Source organism: Synergistetes bacterium HGW-Synergistetes-1, from assembly GCA_002839185.1.
GTDB lineage: Bacteria > Synergistota > Synergistia > Synergistales > Synergistaceae > Caenicola.
On the sequence record PGXO01000001.1, the window covers coordinates 99,053 to 118,212 of the forward strand.

At 44.3% G+C, this 19,160-nt stretch carries 23 protein-coding genes, 5 tRNA genes and 1 pseudogene; 28 read left to right on the forward strand and 1 reads right to left on the reverse strand.

Translation table 11 applies throughout. The features are described from left to right. Positions 1-10 precede the first annotated feature (10 nt). Entirely contained in the window at positions 11-268 is a 258-nt protein-coding gene (locus CVV54_00470) for a hypothetical protein (GenBank protein PKL05335.1), read from the reverse strand. A gap of 249 nt (positions 269-517) precedes the next feature. On the opposite strand from CVV54_00470, the gene CVV54_00475 reads away from it, so the two are divergent. The 28 genes and pseudogenes from CVV54_00475 to CVV54_00610 all read left to right on the forward strand — a co-directional run bounded on the left by CVV54_00475 (position 518) and on the right by CVV54_00610 (position 19,121). Then, a tRNA-Arg gene (locus tag CVV54_00475) sits at positions 518-594 on the forward strand. Positions 595-623: 29 nt separating this feature from the next. Beyond that, positions 624-700 (forward strand) — tRNA-His (locus CVV54_00480). 12 nt (positions 701-712) lie between these two features. Then, positions 713-788 (forward strand) — tRNA-Lys (locus CVV54_00485). A gap of 45 nt (positions 789-833) precedes the next feature. Beyond that, positions 834-909 (forward strand) — tRNA-Lys (locus CVV54_00490). Positions 910-1,067: 158 nt separating this feature from the next. Further along, complete coding sequence (locus tag CVV54_00495; protein PKL05336.1) at positions 1,068-1,358, forward strand: GNAT family N-acetyltransferase; 291 nt, start codon at positions 1,068-1,070, stop codon at positions 1,356-1,358. Between the two features lie 126 nt (positions 1,359-1,484). Beyond that, positions 1,485-1,568, forward strand: a tRNA-Leu gene (locus CVV54_00500). 227 nt (positions 1,569-1,795) lie between these two features. After that, a complete protein-coding gene (locus tag CVV54_00505) occupies positions 1,796-2,725 on the forward strand; it encodes an EamA family transporter (GenBank protein PKL05337.1) in 930 nt (309 codons plus the stop codon). A gap of 177 nt (positions 2,726-2,902) precedes the next feature. Next, complete coding sequence (locus CVV54_00510) at positions 2,903-4,015, forward strand: guanine permease (protein PKL05338.1); 1,113 nt, start codon at positions 2,903-2,905, stop codon at positions 4,013-4,015. Between the two features lie 9 nt (positions 4,016-4,024). After that, on the forward strand, positions 4,025-4,573 hold the full coding sequence (locus CVV54_00515) for an adenine phosphoribosyltransferase (GenBank protein PKL05339.1): 549 nt from the start codon (positions 4,025-4,027) through the stop codon (positions 4,571-4,573). A gap of 129 nt (positions 4,574-4,702) precedes the next feature. Beyond that, positions 4,703-5,338 (forward strand): hypothetical protein, encoded by a 636-nt coding sequence (locus CVV54_00520; GenBank protein ID PKL05340.1) that lies wholly within the window; start codon positions 4,703-4,705, stop codon positions 5,336-5,338. Positions 5,339-5,397: 59 nt separating this feature from the next. Continuing rightward, the gene (gene acpS / locus CVV54_00525; protein ID PKL05341.1) at positions 5,398-5,769 is read left to right on the forward strand and encodes a holo-[acyl-carrier-protein] synthase; all 372 of its coding nucleotides are present in this window, start codon (positions 5,398-5,400) and stop codon (positions 5,767-5,769) included. Then, on the forward strand, positions 5,766-7,298 hold the full coding sequence (locus CVV54_00530; GenBank protein PKL05342.1) for a hypothetical protein: 1,533 nt from the start codon (positions 5,766-5,768) through the stop codon (positions 7,296-7,298). The genes acpS and CVV54_00530 overlap by 4 nt, the downstream gene beginning before the upstream one ends. Continuing rightward, complete coding sequence (locus CVV54_00535) at positions 7,273-7,824, forward strand: tRNA (adenosine(37)-N6)-threonylcarbamoyltransferase complex ATPase subunit type 1 TsaE (GenBank protein PKL05343.1); 552 nt, start codon at positions 7,273-7,275, stop codon at positions 7,822-7,824. The genes CVV54_00530 and CVV54_00535 overlap by 26 nt, the downstream gene beginning before the upstream one ends. Then, positions 7,793-8,458, forward strand: a complete 666-nt coding sequence (gene tsaB / locus CVV54_00540) for a tRNA (adenosine(37)-N6)-threonylcarbamoyltransferase complex dimerization subunit type 1 TsaB (GenBank protein PKL05344.1) — start codon at positions 7,793-7,795, stop codon at positions 8,456-8,458. Before CVV54_00535 ends, tsaB begins: the two co-directional genes overlap by 32 nt. Before the next feature lie 145 nt (positions 8,459-8,603). After that, the gene (locus CVV54_00545; protein PKL05345.1) at positions 8,604-8,804 is read left to right on the forward strand and encodes a ferredoxin; all 201 of its coding nucleotides are present in this window, start codon (positions 8,604-8,606) and stop codon (positions 8,802-8,804) included. A gap of 2 nt (positions 8,805-8,806) precedes the next feature. Next, entirely contained in the window at positions 8,807-9,937 is a 1,131-nt protein-coding gene (locus tag CVV54_00550) for a 2-oxoglutarate synthase subunit alpha (protein PKL05346.1), read from the forward strand. A gap of 2 nt (positions 9,938-9,939) precedes the next feature. Then, positions 9,940-10,767: a 2-oxoacid:ferredoxin oxidoreductase subunit beta gene (locus CVV54_00555; GenBank protein ID PKL05347.1), complete on the forward strand. Its 828-nt coding sequence runs from the start codon at positions 9,940-9,942 to the stop codon at positions 10,765-10,767. Positions 10,768-10,780: 13 nt separating this feature from the next. After that, positions 10,781-11,350: a 2-oxoglutarate ferredoxin oxidoreductase subunit gamma gene (locus CVV54_00560; GenBank protein PKL05348.1), complete on the forward strand. Its 570-nt coding sequence runs from the start codon at positions 10,781-10,783 to the stop codon at positions 11,348-11,350. 81 nt (positions 11,351-11,431) lie between these two features. After that, a complete protein-coding gene (locus tag CVV54_00565; GenBank protein PKL05349.1) occupies positions 11,432-12,808 on the forward strand; it encodes a 23S rRNA (uracil(1939)-C(5))-methyltransferase RlmD in 1,377 nt (458 codons plus the stop codon). A gap of 114 nt (positions 12,809-12,922) precedes the next feature. Next, positions 12,923-13,854, forward strand: a pseudogene (locus CVV54_00570) (recombinase family protein). 9 nt (positions 13,855-13,863) lie between these two features. Continuing rightward, positions 13,864-14,496, forward strand: coding sequence for a flavodoxin family protein (locus tag CVV54_00575; protein PKL05350.1), 633 nt, complete (start codon positions 13,864-13,866; stop codon positions 14,494-14,496). A gap of 541 nt (positions 14,497-15,037) precedes the next feature. Continuing rightward, positions 15,038-15,178, forward strand: coding sequence for a hypothetical protein (locus CVV54_00580; GenBank protein ID PKL05351.1), 141 nt, complete (start codon positions 15,038-15,040; stop codon positions 15,176-15,178). A 69-nt stretch (positions 15,179-15,247) separates the two neighbouring features. Then, a complete protein-coding gene (locus CVV54_00585; protein ID PKL05352.1) occupies positions 15,248-15,649 on the forward strand; it encodes an alkyl hydroperoxide reductase in 402 nt (133 codons plus the stop codon). A gap of 165 nt (positions 15,650-15,814) precedes the next feature. Continuing rightward, a complete protein-coding gene (locus CVV54_00590) occupies positions 15,815-16,654 on the forward strand; it encodes a pirin family protein (protein PKL05353.1) in 840 nt (279 codons plus the stop codon). A gap of 45 nt (positions 16,655-16,699) precedes the next feature. After that, positions 16,700-17,092 (forward strand): reactive intermediate/imine deaminase, encoded by a 393-nt coding sequence (locus CVV54_00595; protein PKL05609.1) that lies wholly within the window; start codon positions 16,700-16,702, stop codon positions 17,090-17,092. A 1-nt stretch (position 17,093) separates the two neighbouring features. Next, positions 17,094-17,540, forward strand: coding sequence for a glyoxalase (locus CVV54_00600; GenBank protein ID PKL05354.1), 447 nt, complete (start codon positions 17,094-17,096; stop codon positions 17,538-17,540). A gap of 204 nt (positions 17,541-17,744) precedes the next feature. Next, positions 17,745-18,164 carry a hypothetical protein gene (locus CVV54_00605; protein PKL05355.1) on the forward strand — a complete coding sequence of 140 codons (420 nt, stop codon included), beginning with the start codon at positions 17,745-17,747 and terminating at the stop codon, positions 18,162-18,164. A 339-nt stretch (positions 18,165-18,503) separates the two neighbouring features. After that, on the forward strand, positions 18,504-19,121 hold the full coding sequence (locus CVV54_00610; protein PKL05356.1) for a TetR/AcrR family transcriptional regulator: 618 nt from the start codon (positions 18,504-18,506) through the stop codon (positions 19,119-19,121). Positions 19,122-19,160: the final 39 nt, after the last annotated feature.

Below are 19,160 nucleotides of genomic sequence, written 5' to 3' on the forward strand. Positions count from 1 at the left end.
TGAAACAATTTTAGGACAGATTTACCAGTTTTGCCTTTACGCCTGAAACGGCATTCAGCTTCTTGTTGAGCCCTTCCGCAACTTCTTCTCCGCAAGCCAGCTGGAGGATAAGTATACCTGACGGTGAGCAGGTTTTGTCATCAGCCTGGTCATGGAGGCCGAGCCTGGTCCTTATGGAGCATCCATATTCAGTAAGGATCTTTTGGACTTCGACTGCTGCTGTATCCCTCTGTTCAACTCTTACAGCCATGATCTGGAAACAATTCATCCTTATTACCTCCTGATGTGCCATATTTTTCTATTGCGGGGTACACAGTTTATAATATCAGAAATAAGGTTGCTCTGTCTGCGCACAAAAAGTACCAGAATTGAGAAAAATCGCTCAAAAGGCATCTGCTCCGAATTTTCCCGTCTGCGGGGTGATAAAACGCCATTTTTACAGAGCTCAAATGACTTGACAGCGCCGGTGTATTAGTTATAATGTCTCTCGTGCTTCGGCAGAGGCAGTGTCGGGCGTGCGTCTGTAGCTCAGCTGGATAGAGCAACTGCCTTCTAAGCAGTAGGCCGGGGGTTCGAGTCCCTTCAGACGCGCCATTACTTGAAAAAATTATATCGTTTACACGGTGAGCATAGCTCAATTGGTTAGAGCACTGGACTGTGGCTCCAGAGGTTGCGGGTTCAATTCCCGTTGCTCACCCCACTTTTTTGGTTTGGATCGTTAGCTCAACTGGCAGAGCACCTGACTCTTAATCAGGGGGTTACAGGTTCGATTCCTGTACGATCCACCATTTTTTTGTCTTTATCATCCTGCTTTCCCCCGCACTTTTTAGCGTGGATCGTTAGCTCAACTGGCAGAGCACCTGACTCTTAATCAGGGGGTTACAGGTTCGATTCCTGTACGATCCACCAAATACAAATATATCTTTCAAAAATTCCCGTTTATTCAGCCCTAGTAACCCTGTCATTGCCTGTATAATATTTTTGGTGCTTATATACACCATTTGCCTTTTTGTTCCGAATATTAGCATGTATGTTCTCATGCTGCTTCCGGGGAGGTCTTTGTCTTGATGGACATCAAAGTTGGAGAGAACCGCTTTTATATCGGTGAGAGCGAGAAAGATCCGCTTGCTGAAATAGTTTTTTGCTTCAAAAAAAGTGACATCATTGTTATTGAGCGTACCTTTGTATCAGAAGAGCTTAGAGGGCAGAACATCGCAGGTCAACTGCTTCAAAGGGTCGTAGAGAAAGCACGCGAAGAGAGACTTAAGATCATTCCAGAATGCACCTATGCTCAAAAGGTGATGAACAGGGGAGAGGACTATAAGGACGTTTTATATAATGAAGGTACTCAAAATTAGGATCAATATCCATTTTTGAGGTAAGTACACTGTTTCAAAACCAACTTTAATAATATAAAGACAGCTCTTTCTTGCACTTTAAATAAAAGCAAGGTAAAATCTACCCTGTTCTGATTTCAGGCGAATGCGAGAGTGGCGGAATTGGTAGACGCGCGGGACTTAGGATCCCGTGTCCCAGACGTAGGGGTTCAAATCCCCTCTCTCGCACCAAACCATTTTAAGCAGATGTAGATATACCCAATGAAGTAATCTGCTTCCTTCCAATAAACCACTAAATTCAATATTGCCCAAATAATACAGTGTTCTCAGGTCAATATTACTGAGATGATTTTGTATTTGTCCCTTTAACGGCCGGTCTGCCTATATAATTTACTTAGCAGGACTTTCCTGGATAAGAAAAGACAGAACCCAAAATTGACGGCAGGGGAGGGCAAATTATGGAAGACGACAAGCGAAGCCTTATATACGCTGCTGCCATGCTTCATTCCTTAATTACCGGCCTATCCTATTTGTTTTCAAAGATGGGACTGAATCTTAGCAACCCATGGGATCTGCTGGCTTACAGATTTACTGCTTCATTTCTGGCTATCTTGATCCCGGTCCTATTCAAATGGATCAGACTGGACCTCAGCAAAGAAAAAATAAAGAGCATACTGCCTCTGGCTATCTTCTATCCCTTGTCATTCTTTGCTTTTCAGACCTTTGGGCTGCAGTATATGACTTCCTCTGAATCAGGTATCCTTCTCGCTATGATCCCTGTCTTCACGTTGATCCTGGCTTCATATTTACTGAAAGAAAAGACAACTCTGCTGCAGAAGATGTCAATAGTCCTCTCGGTACTGGGTGTCATATACATCATACTTAACAAAGGTTCCACTGTCGGATTCACAAACATGAAGGGGATAGTGCTTCTTATTTTGTCTGCCTTGTCTTTCTCCGGTTACAGCATTGTTGCGAGAAAACTGACAAGGAATTTCTCTGTGACAGAAATGAGCTGTATTATGATAATCATCAGCTTTTTATGCTTCAATGCAATGTCTGTAACAAATCACCTTTTAAAGGGCACTCTGAGCAGTTTTTTTGCACCATTGAAAGACTACAGGTTTATTATTTCAGCACTGTACCTGGGCGTGCTCTCTTCACTGGTCACATCTTTATTGACCAACTACATCCTCTCCAGGATCGAGGCGTCCAAGATGTGTGTCTTTACAAACTTAAGCACAGTTATATCAATAACGGCAGGCGTCGTCTTCCTGAATGAAAAAATATATTATTACCATATAATTGGCTCTATATGCATCATATTAGGAGTGATAGGCACCAACTGCCTTGGGAATAGAAATAAAAACTACTGCTGCAAGGACTGAATCACCTGACTCTATTTTCTCCAATATAATTTCTGCTGCATCATTGCTGCACACTATCTTACCTTACAATATACTCATATCTTCTACATTAGATTAGCTTTGCCTTGACAAATAATTCACAGAAGGGTATTTTATCAGGCATTGAAACTGCGATATCACTTTTCAGGGGGATGTATCATGGACACTTTTATGACTGATCTACTAACTTCATTCGCCGTTGTCATAAACGGCATACCACAGGGACTTCTTGCGCTAAGCTTCGGATTCGCCGCCTTCCCGACAAGCATTGCCTTCCTCATCGGAGCTGCCGGATCACTGGCGTTCAATTCAGTGGCCACAATTTCTTTTCAGGCAGAAACGATCACCCTGGCCGGAAGAATGGGTCGGAATATCAAAGAAAGACTGAGCATTGTTTTCTGGGGAGCTCTCTTTTTATTCGTTCCCTCAGTACTGGGTCTGAATGAGACCATAGTTGCCTTTATTGGCCCGACGATCGTAAATTCTATGATGGCAGGCGTAGGTATTATGCTTGCGTATGTAGCTATGGAGCTATTCAGCTCAGAGAAGATATCGGGAACGATTTCTATGATAACTGGTATAGCAGTATGGTTTATGACCCTTGACCTAGCAAAGACGATCATCATCTCTGTACTTGTTTCCACGATCGTCTACAACATACTGATGAAAATGGGAAAGGTCGAACCTCATAGTCTTGTAATGGACAAGAACAGAGAAAGGTTCACGTTCGGCAACATTGAATGGAAGATATGGGAAAACCCCATGCTTATCGTTCACGCTCTTGCCCTTGCATGTCTCAACATAGGAGCAAACATAAGCTTTGGAAAGATCACCGGCAGCATTGCAGGTGTGGATTCAAATATTGACCACCTTGCAATATACTCATCCCTTGCAGACATGGGTTCTTCCTTCTTCGGAGGCGGCCCTGTCGAAGCAATAATATCCGGAACTGCAACAGCGCCGAATCCACTGAGATCTTCAGTGATCATGATGCTCATCATGGCAGCCATACTGCTTTTCAAACTGCTTCCTACAATCGGCAAATATGTCCACAGTGCTTCGATAGCAGGATTCCTCTTCGTTCTTGGAACATTTGTGACCTTTGCTTCCAACATACAGGGAGCAATAGCTACAGTGCCCGCGGCCAACGGACCGTTTGGATTTTCTCCCTGGGGCATGGTCATCGGTGCTACAGTACTTGTTTCAGCCAAATGGAACCCATTCTTTGGACTTCTCGCGGGAGTCCTGATCAAAATGATATTCTCACTTTAGGAGAGAGCTATGAACGAACATTACGAACTAAAGATCTGCGGTCTTACAAGAAGCCTCAAAAAAGTCCAAGTTGCCCCAAATCTTGTGATAGCATCTTTTGTCATGCTGGGTGACACACAGATGATAGAAAAAAGCGCTGACGCCCTCTTCAATAAGATGAAGGAGATCAAAGAGATAGACATGCTTGTATGCCCTGAAGCCAAAGGTATCCCGCTTACACATGCGCTGGCTGTTCGCCTGGGTGTCGACTATGTAGTCGCCAGAAAATCGATCAAGGGATACATGGAAAACCCGATAACTTCTGAAGTCAGATCCATAACGACAAATGAAAAACAGATCATCGTAATTGATGAGACAGATGCAGCAAAACTGGATGGAAAGCGAGTCTGCGTAGTGGATGACGTTGTTTCCACCGGCGGTTCCCTCCGCTCAGTTGAAGATGTTCTTGCAAAGACAGGATGCACTGTCATTTGCAAGGTTGCCGTGCTGCTTGAAGAGGGAGGATACAGCGGAGAGGATCTGATCTATCTTCAGAAACTCCCGGTCTTTCCAGTTTAAAAAATATTTTCCAACCTATCACAAAGGCGCCGCGTTGCTCAAAGCGGCGCCTTTTTACGTTCGTGCCTTGGTCAGTGATGTTTGTTATGCTATTATTAAACACGCAACTACAATGCGGAGGAGAAACAAATGACGAAAAAGTTTTTTAGCGTGCTGACACTGGCCATACTTGCCATGTTGCTCTCTTTCCAGAGCGCCCATGCAATGACCACGATTGAGTTTTACCGGCTCGCGAGAAAACAGAAGCATATCCAGCCTTTCGCTGTAACTGTCCAGAGCGCCTGTGAAACGGCTTATTGGTCAAGTGAACTGTGGGAACTTGGTTATAACGGTGCAGGAATCAAGGTTTCATCAGAGTGGCTCAATGCAGGAAAACCATATATTACCAAGAATAGCGTTGAGAGCAGGAACGGTGTTTATGGTAATGAGGCTTCCAAATTTAGAAAATACAGATCGCCGGGTGAGTTTCTGAAGGATTATGAAAAAAAGATCCGACAGGACTATCCAAGATGCGCCAGAAACCACGACAATATATGGGGATATTTCGCAGGGCTTTATGACGGAAGAATTGGTAAATGGGCGACTGACCACAAATATTACGAAAAACTGACTGTTAAGGCAATAAAACTTGCACCTGAAATCTACAGCTCCAAATGGAAACACAAACTTATAAAAGATTTTAAAGTCGCTGCAAGAAGAAATTCTCTTGAGAACTGGCAGAAGGACATTATTCGCAGCGAGCTAAAAAAAGCCAACGTACTGTAGAAAGACTTTTCCCCAGATACTGTTATCAAAATCTGAAATAAATAAAGCAGGTGTATAAGATGATACGCGGGATTGGAATAGACGTATGTGATATCTCCCGAATGCGTAAAGCTGTTTCCAAAGAAGGATTTTGCAAGCGTGTCTTTTCCAAAGAGGAGATAGCTTATGCGGAATCAAACGCGGATCCGGCTGCTCATTACGCCTCAGCATTCGCTGCGCGCGAGGCCTTATCCAAAGCAACCGGATGGGGAATAGCCGGACTTGGCATTAATTCCTGTTCGATAGAACGAACTGCGTCCGGACCAAGGTTTATATTTGACGAAAACACACTTTCAAAGTTCTCAAATGAGGGTATAGACAATATTTTCCTTTCGATCTCGCATGAAGCGGGGATCGCTGTTGCAGTAGTTATCCTGGAGAAAAACCAATGATGAGGTACTATTTTCCTGAAGACATCAGACAGGCAGATACTCTTGCAATAAAGAATTATGGCAAGGCTTCGCTCGAACTTATGGAAAACGCAGGAACTAACGCTGCCAGTGAGACATTAAAGAGGTGTCCGGATTCACAAAGTTTCCTTATTTTTGCAGGTCCGGGAAACAACGGCGGTGACGGCTTCGTAGCAGCAAGGTTTTTTTTGAAAAAAGGACTGAAGGTGACAATGATATTGTCATCTGACTTAGAGACATACAAGGGCGATGCCAAAATAAACCTTGAGGCCCTTATCAATTTAAATGATCCAAACTGCACGATAAAATACTCCAAAAATCTTACAGACAGAGAGATCAGCAAAGAGGCAAACGATGCTGACTGCCTGATCGATTCACTTCTCGGAACTGGATCCAAAGGCGCCCCCAGGGGAGAAGTTGAACGTCTTATAAGGCACTCTAACAGCAATAGGGCAGTTGTAGCCTTTGATATTCCAAGTGGCATAGACCCTTTATCTGGCAATATTTATGATCCTTGCGTCAAGGCTGATCTTACGGTCACCTTCCTTGCAGCAAAAAGAGGGATGTGTTTTTTCCCGGCGTATGATATGTGCGGAACAGTTGTGGTCGCTGACATCGGTATATCTCCTGACAAGGTCCTTGATGACAATAAGAGTATCCTATCATTCGGGAGGGAAGACATTCCAAAACTGCTACCTAAGATCCCAAAAGACATACATAAGGGTAAAAAGGGAGGCTTGCTGGTAGTCGGAGGAAGCATCAACTACAGGGGAGCGCCTTTGCTTGCCGGTCTTGGTGCCTTGCGTTCTGGTGCGGGCCTGATCGTCCTTGCTATTCCTGATTTCATGGTAGACAGTGCATCTCTCTTCCTGCCCGAAGCCATTTTCGTACCGCTGAGGACAAGGGGAGATGCTGTGTTGCCTGAGAGCCTTGCGGAAGCTATAGCACCGTGGGAAAAGAGATGCGATGCGGCTGCTGTTGGTCCGGGTCTGGGAAGGAATGAAGGTTCCGGATCTATAATTGACTGGTTCTGGAACAAATGGGAAAAGCCGCTCCTTGTTGACGGAGATGGACTGCACTTTTTTTCTTTTGATAAATACAAGCCTGCTTTCAGAGCCAATGCTGTTATAACTCCTCACGTCGGTGAAGCCGCAAATTTGCTTGGAGCAACACCGGAAGATATTAACAATGACAGGATCGGTGCTGCGGTTTCAATGTCGTGTGCAGCCGGAACAATACTGCTGAAGGGCATGGATACTGTTGTATATTCAAAAGGAAAGAGCATAACGATCATTAAGGGAGGTTCCCCATCTCTTGCTGTACCGGGATCAGGAGATGTGCTCAGCGGCTCTGTGGGCGCATTGATGGCATGCGGGATGCCGATATACGATGCTGTGGTAACAGGAGCTGCCGCACATGCCGCTGCGGGGTCATTTATTGAGAAAAGATCAGGGATCCGAGGAACACTGGCGAGAGAGATAGCAGATGCACTGCCTTTCACACTCAACTAGAAAACTGCAAATAGTTACCTTTTCTGAAGATGAGACATGCTCCTTTGGAATGTCTATAGGAAAACATTCTTTCCCCGGGCTTACTATACTTTTGCATGGCGGACTAGGCATGGGGAAGACCCTTCTTACACAGGGAATAGGCAAAGCTCTGGGCTGCGGGAAGATAAAGAGCCCTACTTTCATACTCATCGCGGAACATGAAGGGGAGATCCCCCTGATACACGCTGACCTCTACAGGCTGGATTCACATGTTGAGGCAGATGCGCTTGATTTCGAAAATTACATCGATAACGGCTGCGTTCTTGTGGTGGAGTGGGCTGAAAGATGGCACACACCACCTTTAAAAGATACTATTGACATCGTGATAAACCAATACGGCGATGATGATAATTCAAGGGTCATCACGGTAAGGGCCTTGGGAAAAACTGCGGAAGATCTGCTGGTAGGTCTTTCGGACGATATCCTGGGATCGGCCTGCGAAAAAGAGGGGAATTATGAAGGTACTGGGAATAGACTGCACAACTAAATTCACAAACATCGGGATCGCCTCTGAAGGAGCCCTCCTTTCCGAAATAAGCCTTGAACTCGGACGGCAGCAATCTTCGCGCCTTCCGCTTATTGTAGAAGAGATGCTTACTGATCTTTCAATTGATATTTCAGAGCTGGATCTTATCGCAGCGGCAAATGGCCCGGGGTATTACACCGGTATCAGGACGGGAATCGCATATTCCGCAGCACTTGCTAAAGCGCTTGGAATAAGGATACTCCCGGTATCCTCACTTGATGTCTTCGTCCACGATCTAAGGACTATGGGGATCCCTCTGGCTCCGGTTATAAAAGCCAGACAGAACTGCATTTACTGCGCTCTCTATTTTTCTGATGGAAGTGAACTAAAGCCATTTGTATACCCAAAGTTTTGCACTGCTGCAGAATTTGCTGATTTCCTTTGCCTTTACCCTGATGCCATGCTGGTAGGCAAAGACGTGAACTTATTCAATGAATTTTCAGCCTTGCCTAACAATGTTTTGCCAAGAACTGTCGGAAGACCGGGTCAAACTGCATTGATGGGAGAATATTACAAAGAACTTTCAATTTCACCTGATACGATACAGGGTGCCTATCTTCGTGAACCGGATATAGGTCCAACTTCATATTTATGAGCACTATTGTCAGAATATAAAGAATTTAATCTTTTCCTTGAATAAATGTGAAATGTTTGTCATAATACCCAAGGTTATGCCAATCGATACTATTAATGGTTGACAAACAAATACTGATTAGATGCGGGGAAGGAAGGTGGGTTTTTTGGCGAAGAAGTTCGACATCGATGTCTTTAACAAATGGTGCAAAGGATGTGGTCTCTGTATCGCTATATGCCCTAAGAAAGTTCTTGAACTAAACGAACAGGTTAAGTCTGTGCCTGTACGTCCTGACGATTGCATTGGCTGCCACCAGTGCGATAACGTCTGCCCTGATATGGCAATAACAGTTAAGGAGCGTGACTAAATATGGCTCAGGTTGAATTCTGGCAGGGCAATAAAGCTATCGCCATGGGTGCAATTGCCGCCGGATGCAGATTTTTTGGCGGTTATCCGATAACCCCTTCAACAGAGATCATGGAAGTTATGTCTGAAGAGCTTCCGGTACTAGGCGGGAAGTTCGTTCAGATGGAAGATGAGATCGGCGGTATCGCAGCAACAATAGGCGCTTCAATAGCCGGACTTAAATCTATGACAGGAAGCTCAGGCCCTGGTATTTCACTGAAGCAGGAGCTGCTGGGCTATGCATATATAGCAGAAATTCCTATGGTCCTTGCTGACGTACAGCGCGGAGGTCCCTCGACAGGTCTTCCCACAAAAGTTTCACAGGCCGACGTAATGCAGGCCAAGTGGGGAACACACGGTGACCATGGAACGATAGCCTATGCCCCCTCTTCGATCCAGGAATGCTATGAGATCACAGTTAAAGCTTTCAATATGGCGGAGCGTTTCCGTCAGCCGGTCCTTGTAATGGCTGACGAGATCATCGGCCACATGCGCGAAAAGATCGTCATCCCCGAACCCGGCTCATTTGAGATCGTAAACCGCAAAAAGCCGACCGTATGCCCGGAAGAATTTATTCCCTACAAGGCAGACGATGACGATGTCCCTCCGATGGCTGCATTCGGTGACGGATATCGCTGGCATGTTACAGGTCTTACCAGTAACGACTGGGGATTCCCGACAAACGAAGCTGACGAGATCGACAAGAAGGCAAACCGCATAATCCGCAAGGTAGACCGTTTCCGTGACGACATCGTGGAATTCAAGGAAGAGAGCATGGATGACGCAGAAGTCGTAGTAGTTTCCTACGGCAGCGTTTCACGCTCAGCACTCCGTGCGATCCGCGAACTTCGTCTTGAGGGCGTCAAAGTTGGACATTTCCGTCCTATTACACTCTGGCCCTTCCCTGACAAAGAGATCGCAGAGCTCTCAAAGAGAGTTAAACATATAATCGTACCCGAACTCAACGCTGGACAGATGGTGAACGAAGTAGAGAGAGCAGTCGCAGGCAGATGCGAAGTACATCGCAAGAACCTCATCAACGGCGAACTTTACAAACCAGATCAGATCATGTCCTTCATCAAGGAGGTGGCGTAATTATGCCCCGCGAAGATGTAAAAAAACTCCTACGTTCCAAATTTATGCCACACATCTGGTGCCCCGGATGCGGACATGGAATAATCATGCACGCAATACTCCGCGCCCTTGCAGACCTTAAGATCCCCCAGGATCAAATATGCATTTCTTCAGGTATCGGATGCTCTAGCCGTATGCCCGGATACATCGACGCATGCACACTCCACACGGCGCACGGACGTTCGCTCGCCTTTGCGACAGGAGTTAAGATGGCAAATCCCGCTCTCACCATCGTCAACGTAATGGGAGACGGTGACGGAACCGCTATCGGAGGAAACCACTTTATCCACGCATGCCGCCGCAACATAGGCATCACTGCTGTAGTAATGAACAACAATATCTACGGTATGACCGGCGGACAGGCTTCCCCGACAACACCTGAAGGCGCATTTGCATCAACAGCTCCTTACGGTGCAATCGACCCGACATTCGACATCTGCAAACTGGCTGAAGGCGCAGGAGCCACATTCGTTGCACGTGCAACAGTTGCTCAGCCCGCAATGTGCGAGCAGATACTCAAAAAGGCCATCCTGCACCAGAAGAAGGGTTTTGCAGTAGTCGAACTCGTCTCTTTCTGCCACACTCAATTTGGCCGTAAGAACAAGCGCAGCCGTCCGATGGACAATATCAATTACCTTAAAGACAACTCTGTCATGAAGGCCAAGGCCGACACAATGACTGCTGAAGAACTTAAGGGCAAGATCATTATTGGCGAATTCGTCAATATTGAAGATGCCCGTGAATACACTAAGCGCTACGATGAAATCATCGCCCGCGCTCAGAAGGCATAGGGGGTAACGGATCATGAGCGAACGTTTTGAAATTCGCGTTGCTGGATCCGGCGGACAGGGAGTCATCCTCGCCGCAGTGATCCTGGGTGAGGCTGCCGCACTTAATACAGAGGGCCTCAATTCTGTTCAGAGTCAGGCATACGGCCCAGAAGCCCGCGGTGGAGCTTCTAAGTCAGAAGTCGTATATGACCGCGCTGAGATAGACTACCCGAAGGCAGCACATCCCAACCTTCAGGTCATCCTTACTCAGAAGGCATGTGACCAGTACAGCCACGACACAGCAAAGGGCGCAACCGTCATCCTTGACGATTTCTTTGTAACAGAGCCCCCCAAGCTTGATGCCGATGTATACCTTCTCCCAATAGTAAGAACAGCAAGAGAGAAGCTCGGCCGTGAGCTCGTAGTCAACATGGTGGCACTTGGCACAGCTGCGAAGGTCCTTGAAGTTAAGAACCTGACAAAGCCCGAAGCGATCAAAAAAGCTATTCTTGCAAGAGTCCCCAAGGGCACAGAAGAACTCAACGAAAAGGCCTTTGAATACGGATATCAAATGATGGACGAGGCAATGGCTGCAAGGAAGTAGAAGCAATCTGATATAATCTGTCAGAGGGGGCGGGGAGATTTCCCTGCCCCTTTTTCTATACGGCCTTTTTGGAGGGAGAACATGCTTCAGGGAGAAATAAAGAAGTTTAAAATTACAGATATAAACAACGAAGGGGAGGGCATAGTCAGGCTCGGGGATGAACGCTTCGTTGTCTTTGTTCCCGATGCGCTTCCTGAAGAAGAGGTCACATGCCGTATAGTCCAGGCAAAGAAGAATTACGCGACGGCAAAAGTCATCGAGAGGCATAATGACTCATCGATAAGAATAAAGCCGCTTTGCCCGGTTTACGGAAAGTGCGGAGGATGTCAGCTCCAGCACATAGATTACACGTCACAGCTCAAGCTTAAGACAAAAACTGTCTTCGACGCTATCAAAAGGATCGGGGGAGTACCGGATCCTTCAATTAATAATTGCATTCCCTCGCCATCCCAGTGGGGCTACAGAAACAAGGCCTCCCTACCGGTACAGAGTGATCGCAGGGAAAAGTTTCTTGCCGGCTTCTATAAAAACCGAAGCCACGATATTGTTCCGTTTACAGGCTGTCCTGTCCTGCTTCCAAAACTGGAATCAAACGTAATCTCACTTATCAAGGACTTGAAAGAGGCGGGGCTTGAGGGATGGAACGATAAGAGTAACCATCTTATGGGTTTTATAAGACACCTGGTGTTTCGGACTGCAAAATTTACAGATCACAGCTTATGCGGAGTTGTTGCGGGCAGATCTGCTGACAGGGATGAGGCGCGGCAGCTTAAAAATATAGCTGCCGGACATTCAGATGATCTCAGGGGCATGGTCTTCAACAAAAACTTCTCAAAAGGCAACTTCATCTGGGGAGATGAGTTCTCTTCCATCTATGGCGAGACAGTTATGCAGGAAGTGCTTGGAAAGTACAGATTCAACTTCGAAATATCCTCCTTCTTCCAGATCAATTCAGAGCAGGCTCATGCGCTTTACAAATACGCTTCAACGATGGCGGCAGGGGGATCTCCCAAAAATATCCTTGAACTGTATTCCGGAGCCGGAACTCTGACTGCATTCCTCTCTGATAAAGCAAAACACGTAACAGCAGTGGAGGAGTGGCCCCAGGCTTCGAAATACCTCAAGATCAACGCGGAACTCAACGGACTTGACAACATCACGGGACATTCCGGGTCAGCCGAAGATATTTCAGAGGCTCTTTCAGACGAAAAATTCGATACCGTGGTGCTTGATCCTCCAAGGACAGGATGCGATCCCAGAGTAATTGCCTCAATAATAAAGATATCACCGCAAAAAATAGTCTACGTCTCATGCGGCCCCGCAACACTGGCCCGTGATATAAAGAGCCTGATATCAAACGGCTACGCTATCAAAACCATCCAGCCTTTCGACATGTTCCCCCAAACAGGACATGTGGAGACGGTCGTATTGATGTCACGTACATCTGGGGATAAGTAAAAGCATCAAACACTATATATTGTGATTTTGCAACTCTAAAAGCAAATAATAGCCTACTTAGCATTCGCGCTACAACCTTTATAATTAGGCTATATTTGAACAAAGAGTGAAAAGATGGATTCAAAGATTTGGTATATCACAGCAAAGAATGACCGATTGGAAAAGAACGTCGGAATCTATTGTAGAGTGAGCACAAGTGAAAGAGATCAATTAAATAGTTTATCTGCACAGATATCAACATTAACGAGAGCAATTTCACACGTGAGCCAATGGAAACTTAGCGATACATATCATTGATATGCATCAGATAAAGGAGATTCACCGCGCCGAGAATTTGAACGTATGATTCAGGAATGTGAGGCCCACCGCATTTCTGTTATCCTGACAAAGAGCATCAGTAGATTTGGGCGGGATACGGTTGATACATTAACTGCTTTAAATAGAATGAAAGTTGCAGGTGTGCGAGTGATTTTTGAAGAGGAAAACATCGCTACGGATGATGTTGACAGTAATCTTCTGATTTCTGTAATGGAATCTGTTGCACAATCCGAGAATGAAAGCAGAAGCGAAAATATTCGTATGGGTCTTTCCTTCCGAGCAGCTAATGGAACTTCTGGTTTATATAAGCGAAGGTGTAAGGATATGCCAAGAATGAAGATGGCGAGCTTATCATTAATGAAGAGCAGGCCAAGGTAGTACGTTATATATTCCGCTGGTACCTTGATGGGGCGAGTGTTTTGGGTATCATTAAGAAACTGTCTGAAGCCGGGGTTCCCTCTCCTTCAGGGAAAGAAAAATGGAATAAACGAGCCAAAGAAACGATGCTCGCAAATGAAAAATATACTGGTACAGTTACACTCTTGGACTCAGCAACACAGGAATATCAATACCAAATGAAAGAGTTCCATCCTCCGATAATAACAGAAAGTGAATTTAGGGTGGTGCAGGAAGAAAGAGCCAAAAGGAGTAACGTTGTGACGGACGATGACTGGACTCATCGAAGTAGAAAAAAATATAGTTCAAAGGAAAAAAGAATATCTAACTAGGAGATAAAGATGAAAACAATTGTTTTAAATGCCAGTCCACGAAAAAATTGGAACACAGCTCAATTGCTCAAGTCTGCAATGGCGGGCGCAGAATCTACTGGAGCAGAGGTTGAATATATTAATTTGTATGACTTGATTTTTACAGGCTGCAGAAGCTGTATGCTTTGTAAAAGAAAAGATGTGAAGCGGTGTCACTGCTACTGGAAAGATGACATTTCACCTGTAATAGATAAGGTTTTTTCGTCAGATACACTTCTGATTGGAACACCAATCTATCTGGGCAGGCCGACTAGTCAATATTTTGCTTTCTTAGAACGATTGCATTTTTGTGCTCTGTCCTACGATGACTACAGTAACTATTTTAAAGGAAAAGTCAATGTCGGAATGTTTTTGACAATGAATGCTACGAAAGAGTTCTATGAAAAATTGTATAAGGAACAATTTGAAACATATGCAAATGAACTAAAGGCTTTAAATGGAGAGGTTTGCCTATATCCGGTTTATAACACTCTTCAGGTGAAAGACTATTCAGAATTTGATATGAGCAGTTTTAACGAGGAAGAAAAGAAAAGCGTTCATGAAATGTACTTTCCGACAGATTTGGAAGGTGCATATAAACTGGGAGCTCGATTAAGTCAATAATTTTCAATTGATAAAGCATGTAATGGATATAATAGCCTACTTTTGCGAGACGGTGAATTAGATAATAATTTTTTCACATACTCTAAAATACCAGTAAAATCAATACTTTTAAGCATTTGTAGACTTGTTTCCGAAAAAGCCTGAGTTTCACACGTTGAGACAGTGCTTACGATGGCAAGGTCGTAAAAATCAGATACGGAGCAGAGATGTCAATTATCAATAATAACCTTTTACAAAAATTTGCTTAGTAAATATTTGCTCATTCAAGTACGATCCAAAAGCTCTGACACCCCCAACAGCTTTTTTCAAAATCAGCGGCCTATCAAATTGTGAAAATAACATTAAAAATAAAGAGGCCGCTTTCTTATCTGGCAATTTCCAGATATATTGTTATAATGCTAAATGATATACATTTTAAATAACGAAATAATTTTGCCAATTTGCAGGAAGCAACAAGTTGGATACCAGAGGTATAAGCTGTGCATTTACAGTCCAAGCCTCGCATCAGGAAATTATATAAAAATATATAGGGGGTAAGAAAATGATCAAAGTAGGAAGCAAAGCACCGACATTTACTGCGTCTGCATTTCATCAGGGAAAGTTTACAAAAGTGGATCTGGCTGATTATGCCGGTAAATGGGTAATGCTATGTTTTTATCCGGGTGACTTCACATTTGTCTGAGGCACGGAAGTTTCAGCAGTTGCTGAAAAATTTAGCGAATTTGAAAAGTTAGGCGTCACAGTCCTGTCCATTTCTGTTGATTCACCGTTTGTCCATAAGATATGGAATGATCATGAACTGTCGAAAATGATCAATAAGGATATTCCTTTCCCCATGCTTTCGGACCAAGGCGGTAAAATCGGCACAATGTACGGTGTTTACAATGAAGAAGCTGGCACTGAAACAAGGGGCCGCTTCATCATTGACCCTGATGGGGTTATTCAGGCATTTGAAGTGCTTACTCCGCCTGTCGGCAGAAACGTAAGTGAAGCTTTGCGTCAGATCAAGGCGTACCAGCTTGTTCGTGAGACCAAGGGCAAGAATGTAACGCCCAGTGGCTGGCAGCCGGGTAAAAAGGTTCTCACCCCCGGAATCGGCCTGGTAGGCAATATCTGGAAAGAGTGGAGTGTCAAAGAAGCCTTTGATGACTAAGCAATAAAAATAACTTGGGACGGGCGCGAGCCTGTCCTTTTTTTATGCTTTTATTTACAACCCGAGAGTCATTTCCTCTATAATAATTTCATATGGGACACGCGAAAACGCTAACCACGATTCCAATAGCAGAATAATTTATATTACCGAAGGGTGGATCAGACAATGGAACGAAAAATTAAAAATATGGCAACAGGATTCAGAACTCGGGACGGAGCCGGAGTAGACCTTGTCAGAGTTTTGGGACACGATACCGTAGAAGAATTCGACCCGATCCTTATGCTTGATTCATTTGACAGCACTGATCCCGATCAATATACAGCGGGGTTCCCCATGCATCCGCACAGGGGAATAGAGACTATAACTTATGTCTATCGTGGACAGATCACCCACAGGGACAGCTTGGGTAATGAAGATACTATCGCCCAGGGAGAGGTCCAATGGATGACAGCAGGATCCGGAATTTTGCATGAGGAAAAACTGCCTGCATCCGAGAGATTGCTTGGAGTCCAGTTGTGGCTTAATATGCCGGCAAAAAACAAAATGTCAGCTCCCGCATACAACAGTATCAAGAATTCTCAAATTCAAGAAATTATGTTGGATAATGGAAATTTAAGACTTCTTGCAGGTGAATATGAGGACACAAAAGGGTACGCAAGCAAATATCTCCCGTTGGACTTTTATGATCTGCATCTTGATACCAATGCCTCAGATGTAATAAATACTGATAGGGAACGTTCCGTAATGATATTTACACTTTCAGGGAATGCGTACATAGGGGGAGAACTTGTCAGGGAAAAGACGGCAGTAAAACTTACACCCGGCGACTATGTTGAGATAATGGCAACAGATAAAAATGCCCAGGTCCTGTTTGTCAGTTCGACATTCCTGAATGAACCTGTTGCCTGGGGAGGACCAATAGTAATGAACACTAAGGAAGAATTGAGCAAAGCATTTGAGGAATTGAAAAATGGAACTTTTTTGCAAAAGGTCATCTCCTATTAACATCAATATTTATACTTGAATTTGATCAATCACAGAGGAGGAATTCTGATGTCAAGAAAAGCTTTCACAGCAAAAGATGGAGTCACTGTAGGGCCCTATTCTCATGCAGTAGAATCAGGGGAATTTGTCTTTCTGTCGGGACAGACACCCGTTGATCCATCAACAGGGAAAATGGTGGAAGGCGATATTGCCGCTCAGACAAAGCAGTGCTTTAAAAACCTTTTCAGCGTTTTGGAGTGTGCCGGATTAACGTCAGATGATGTAGTAAAGGTCAATGTGTTTTTAACAAGCATGAGTTATTTCCAGGAGATGAACTCCGTATACGCAGAGCATTTTTCTGCCCCTTATCCTGCAAGAACTACGGTCGCAGTAGTCGAACTGCCTCTTGGCGCGTCTATAGAAATTGAATTGACAGCAAGAAAACAGAAAGCCCGGTAACATGACTCGCTACGTACACACCAATATCATAGCCAAAGATGCTGAAAAGCTGATAGCTTTTTATAAGAAAGTATTCGGCTGCAGAAGCATAGGTGAAAAAAGAGATCTTACGGGTGCATGGCTTGATAAAGTCACCGGACTTGAAAATGCCCATATCATCGGGGAACATCTGGTTCTGCCTGGATATGACGAGGACCATCCAACACTGGAAATTTTCTCCTACGACAGCATGGAAGGCGAACTTACCCATAAGATCAACCAGTACGGTATCGCACACCTCGCTTTTGAAGTGGACAGTGTAGTTGATACTCTTGATAAACTGCTTCAGAACGGAGGCAGTATGGTTGGCGAAATCGTTAACGCTGATTATCCGAACGGACGCAAAGCAACCTTTATCTATGCGGCTGACATTGAGGGAAACATAATTGAACTTCAAAGCTGGAGCTGAAATATATCCTGACTATAAGTAATGCTAAAAGATGCTAATGCAATCTATACAACAGCTGGCTTGGGGTATCTTGAGCGACTGCTGAAGTTTCCGTTTGTGATATGTCTGATGTTGATGAATACTATAGTAATTTGGGGTACAGACGTGAAGGATCTGTATTCGAAGTGATGGACCCCGATTAAAATTGAAAGTGGTGGCCTGTTAATGGCACAAAAAATACCATCGGAGTGTGAGCTAAAGTCATTGATAGGAGCAAATAGGTTCAAGGCTTGGACTGAGCTGTGTACCATGATCGATACGCGGTATGAAATGGACCGAACGTGGGGCAGCGGAGGAAAGGCATGGCATTATGAGTACAAATACCGCCGCGGGGGAAAGACCCTTTGTGCTCTATATGCAAAGCCTGACGTCAGCGCTCTGATGATGATCTTCGGAAAAGAGGAAAGAGATAAGATCGAAGCCGGGAAGGAAAATTTTTCGAAGAGAGTCATGCAGGTCTATGACGACGCAAAGACTTATCATGACGGCAAATGGGTCATGTTTGAATTTGAGGACTCATCGATCTTTGAAGATCTGCTGAAACTCTTGGGAATCAAGAGGAAACCGAACAGGAAGTTGACATGAACTTAATCAGGACCAGCCTTATAGGAAGAAAAATTAGGATCTTGAAAATGAGTACAAAGCTATGGGTCTGTTTTTGAATTTTCACACCGCAGTAACAGTGGCAAATTGTACGAAAAATTTTTCCTTATCCCGCATGAACTATTGTCGGAATGGTCGAATTTCCTCTTGGCGCTTCGATAGAAATAGAATTATCGGCAAGAAAAGATACAGCACGGTAACATTACCCTGTACGTTTACACTAGATCAACAAAAGTCAATCTAAGGCATACAGAAGATCTTGACCGAGACTGATTATTAGATTTATAATATGACTCAAGTCAAATAATTGGAGTGTATAATATGGCCCGACCGCCACAAGATCCACAAATTAGAATAAATGAGATTTTAGATGCTGCAGAGGCACTGTTTTATGAGCGTGGTTATCAGCCTACGCTGATAAGTGATATCGTAAAAAAAATCGGGGTGGCTCAAGGCACATTCTATTACTATTTTTCTTCCAAGGAAGAACTTGTTGAGGCTCTCATCAATAGACATTTATCGAAATTTCGGACAGCTATTGATGCGGTAGCAAACTCTACAGTCATTTCTCTGCCTCGAAAAATCGAGTTAATGGCAAATATTTTGCCTGCTACAATTCAGGGAAAACAAGGATTATTATTGGAATTCCTTTACAATGATCAATATCTTCATCTTATGGATAAAGTATTTCGACAGGCAAAAAAATTACTTGCTCCATATTTATTAAGTGTTATTAAAGAAGGACAAAGAAAGCAAATTTTCTCCGTCCCTCATCCCAAAGCCGTTTCTAACTCAATCATGTCCATTATTCAATGCTATGTTGAAGCCATATATGAAAAAGAGGCGGCTGATATTTTAGAATACCAAAAAAAGTTTGCAAAGCGGCTTATTGAAAATGCACTGGGATTGCCCGAAGGGGAGTTACATATACCGGTGTAGTTCGACGAGATCATATTAAGCTCAACAATGTATGAGCAT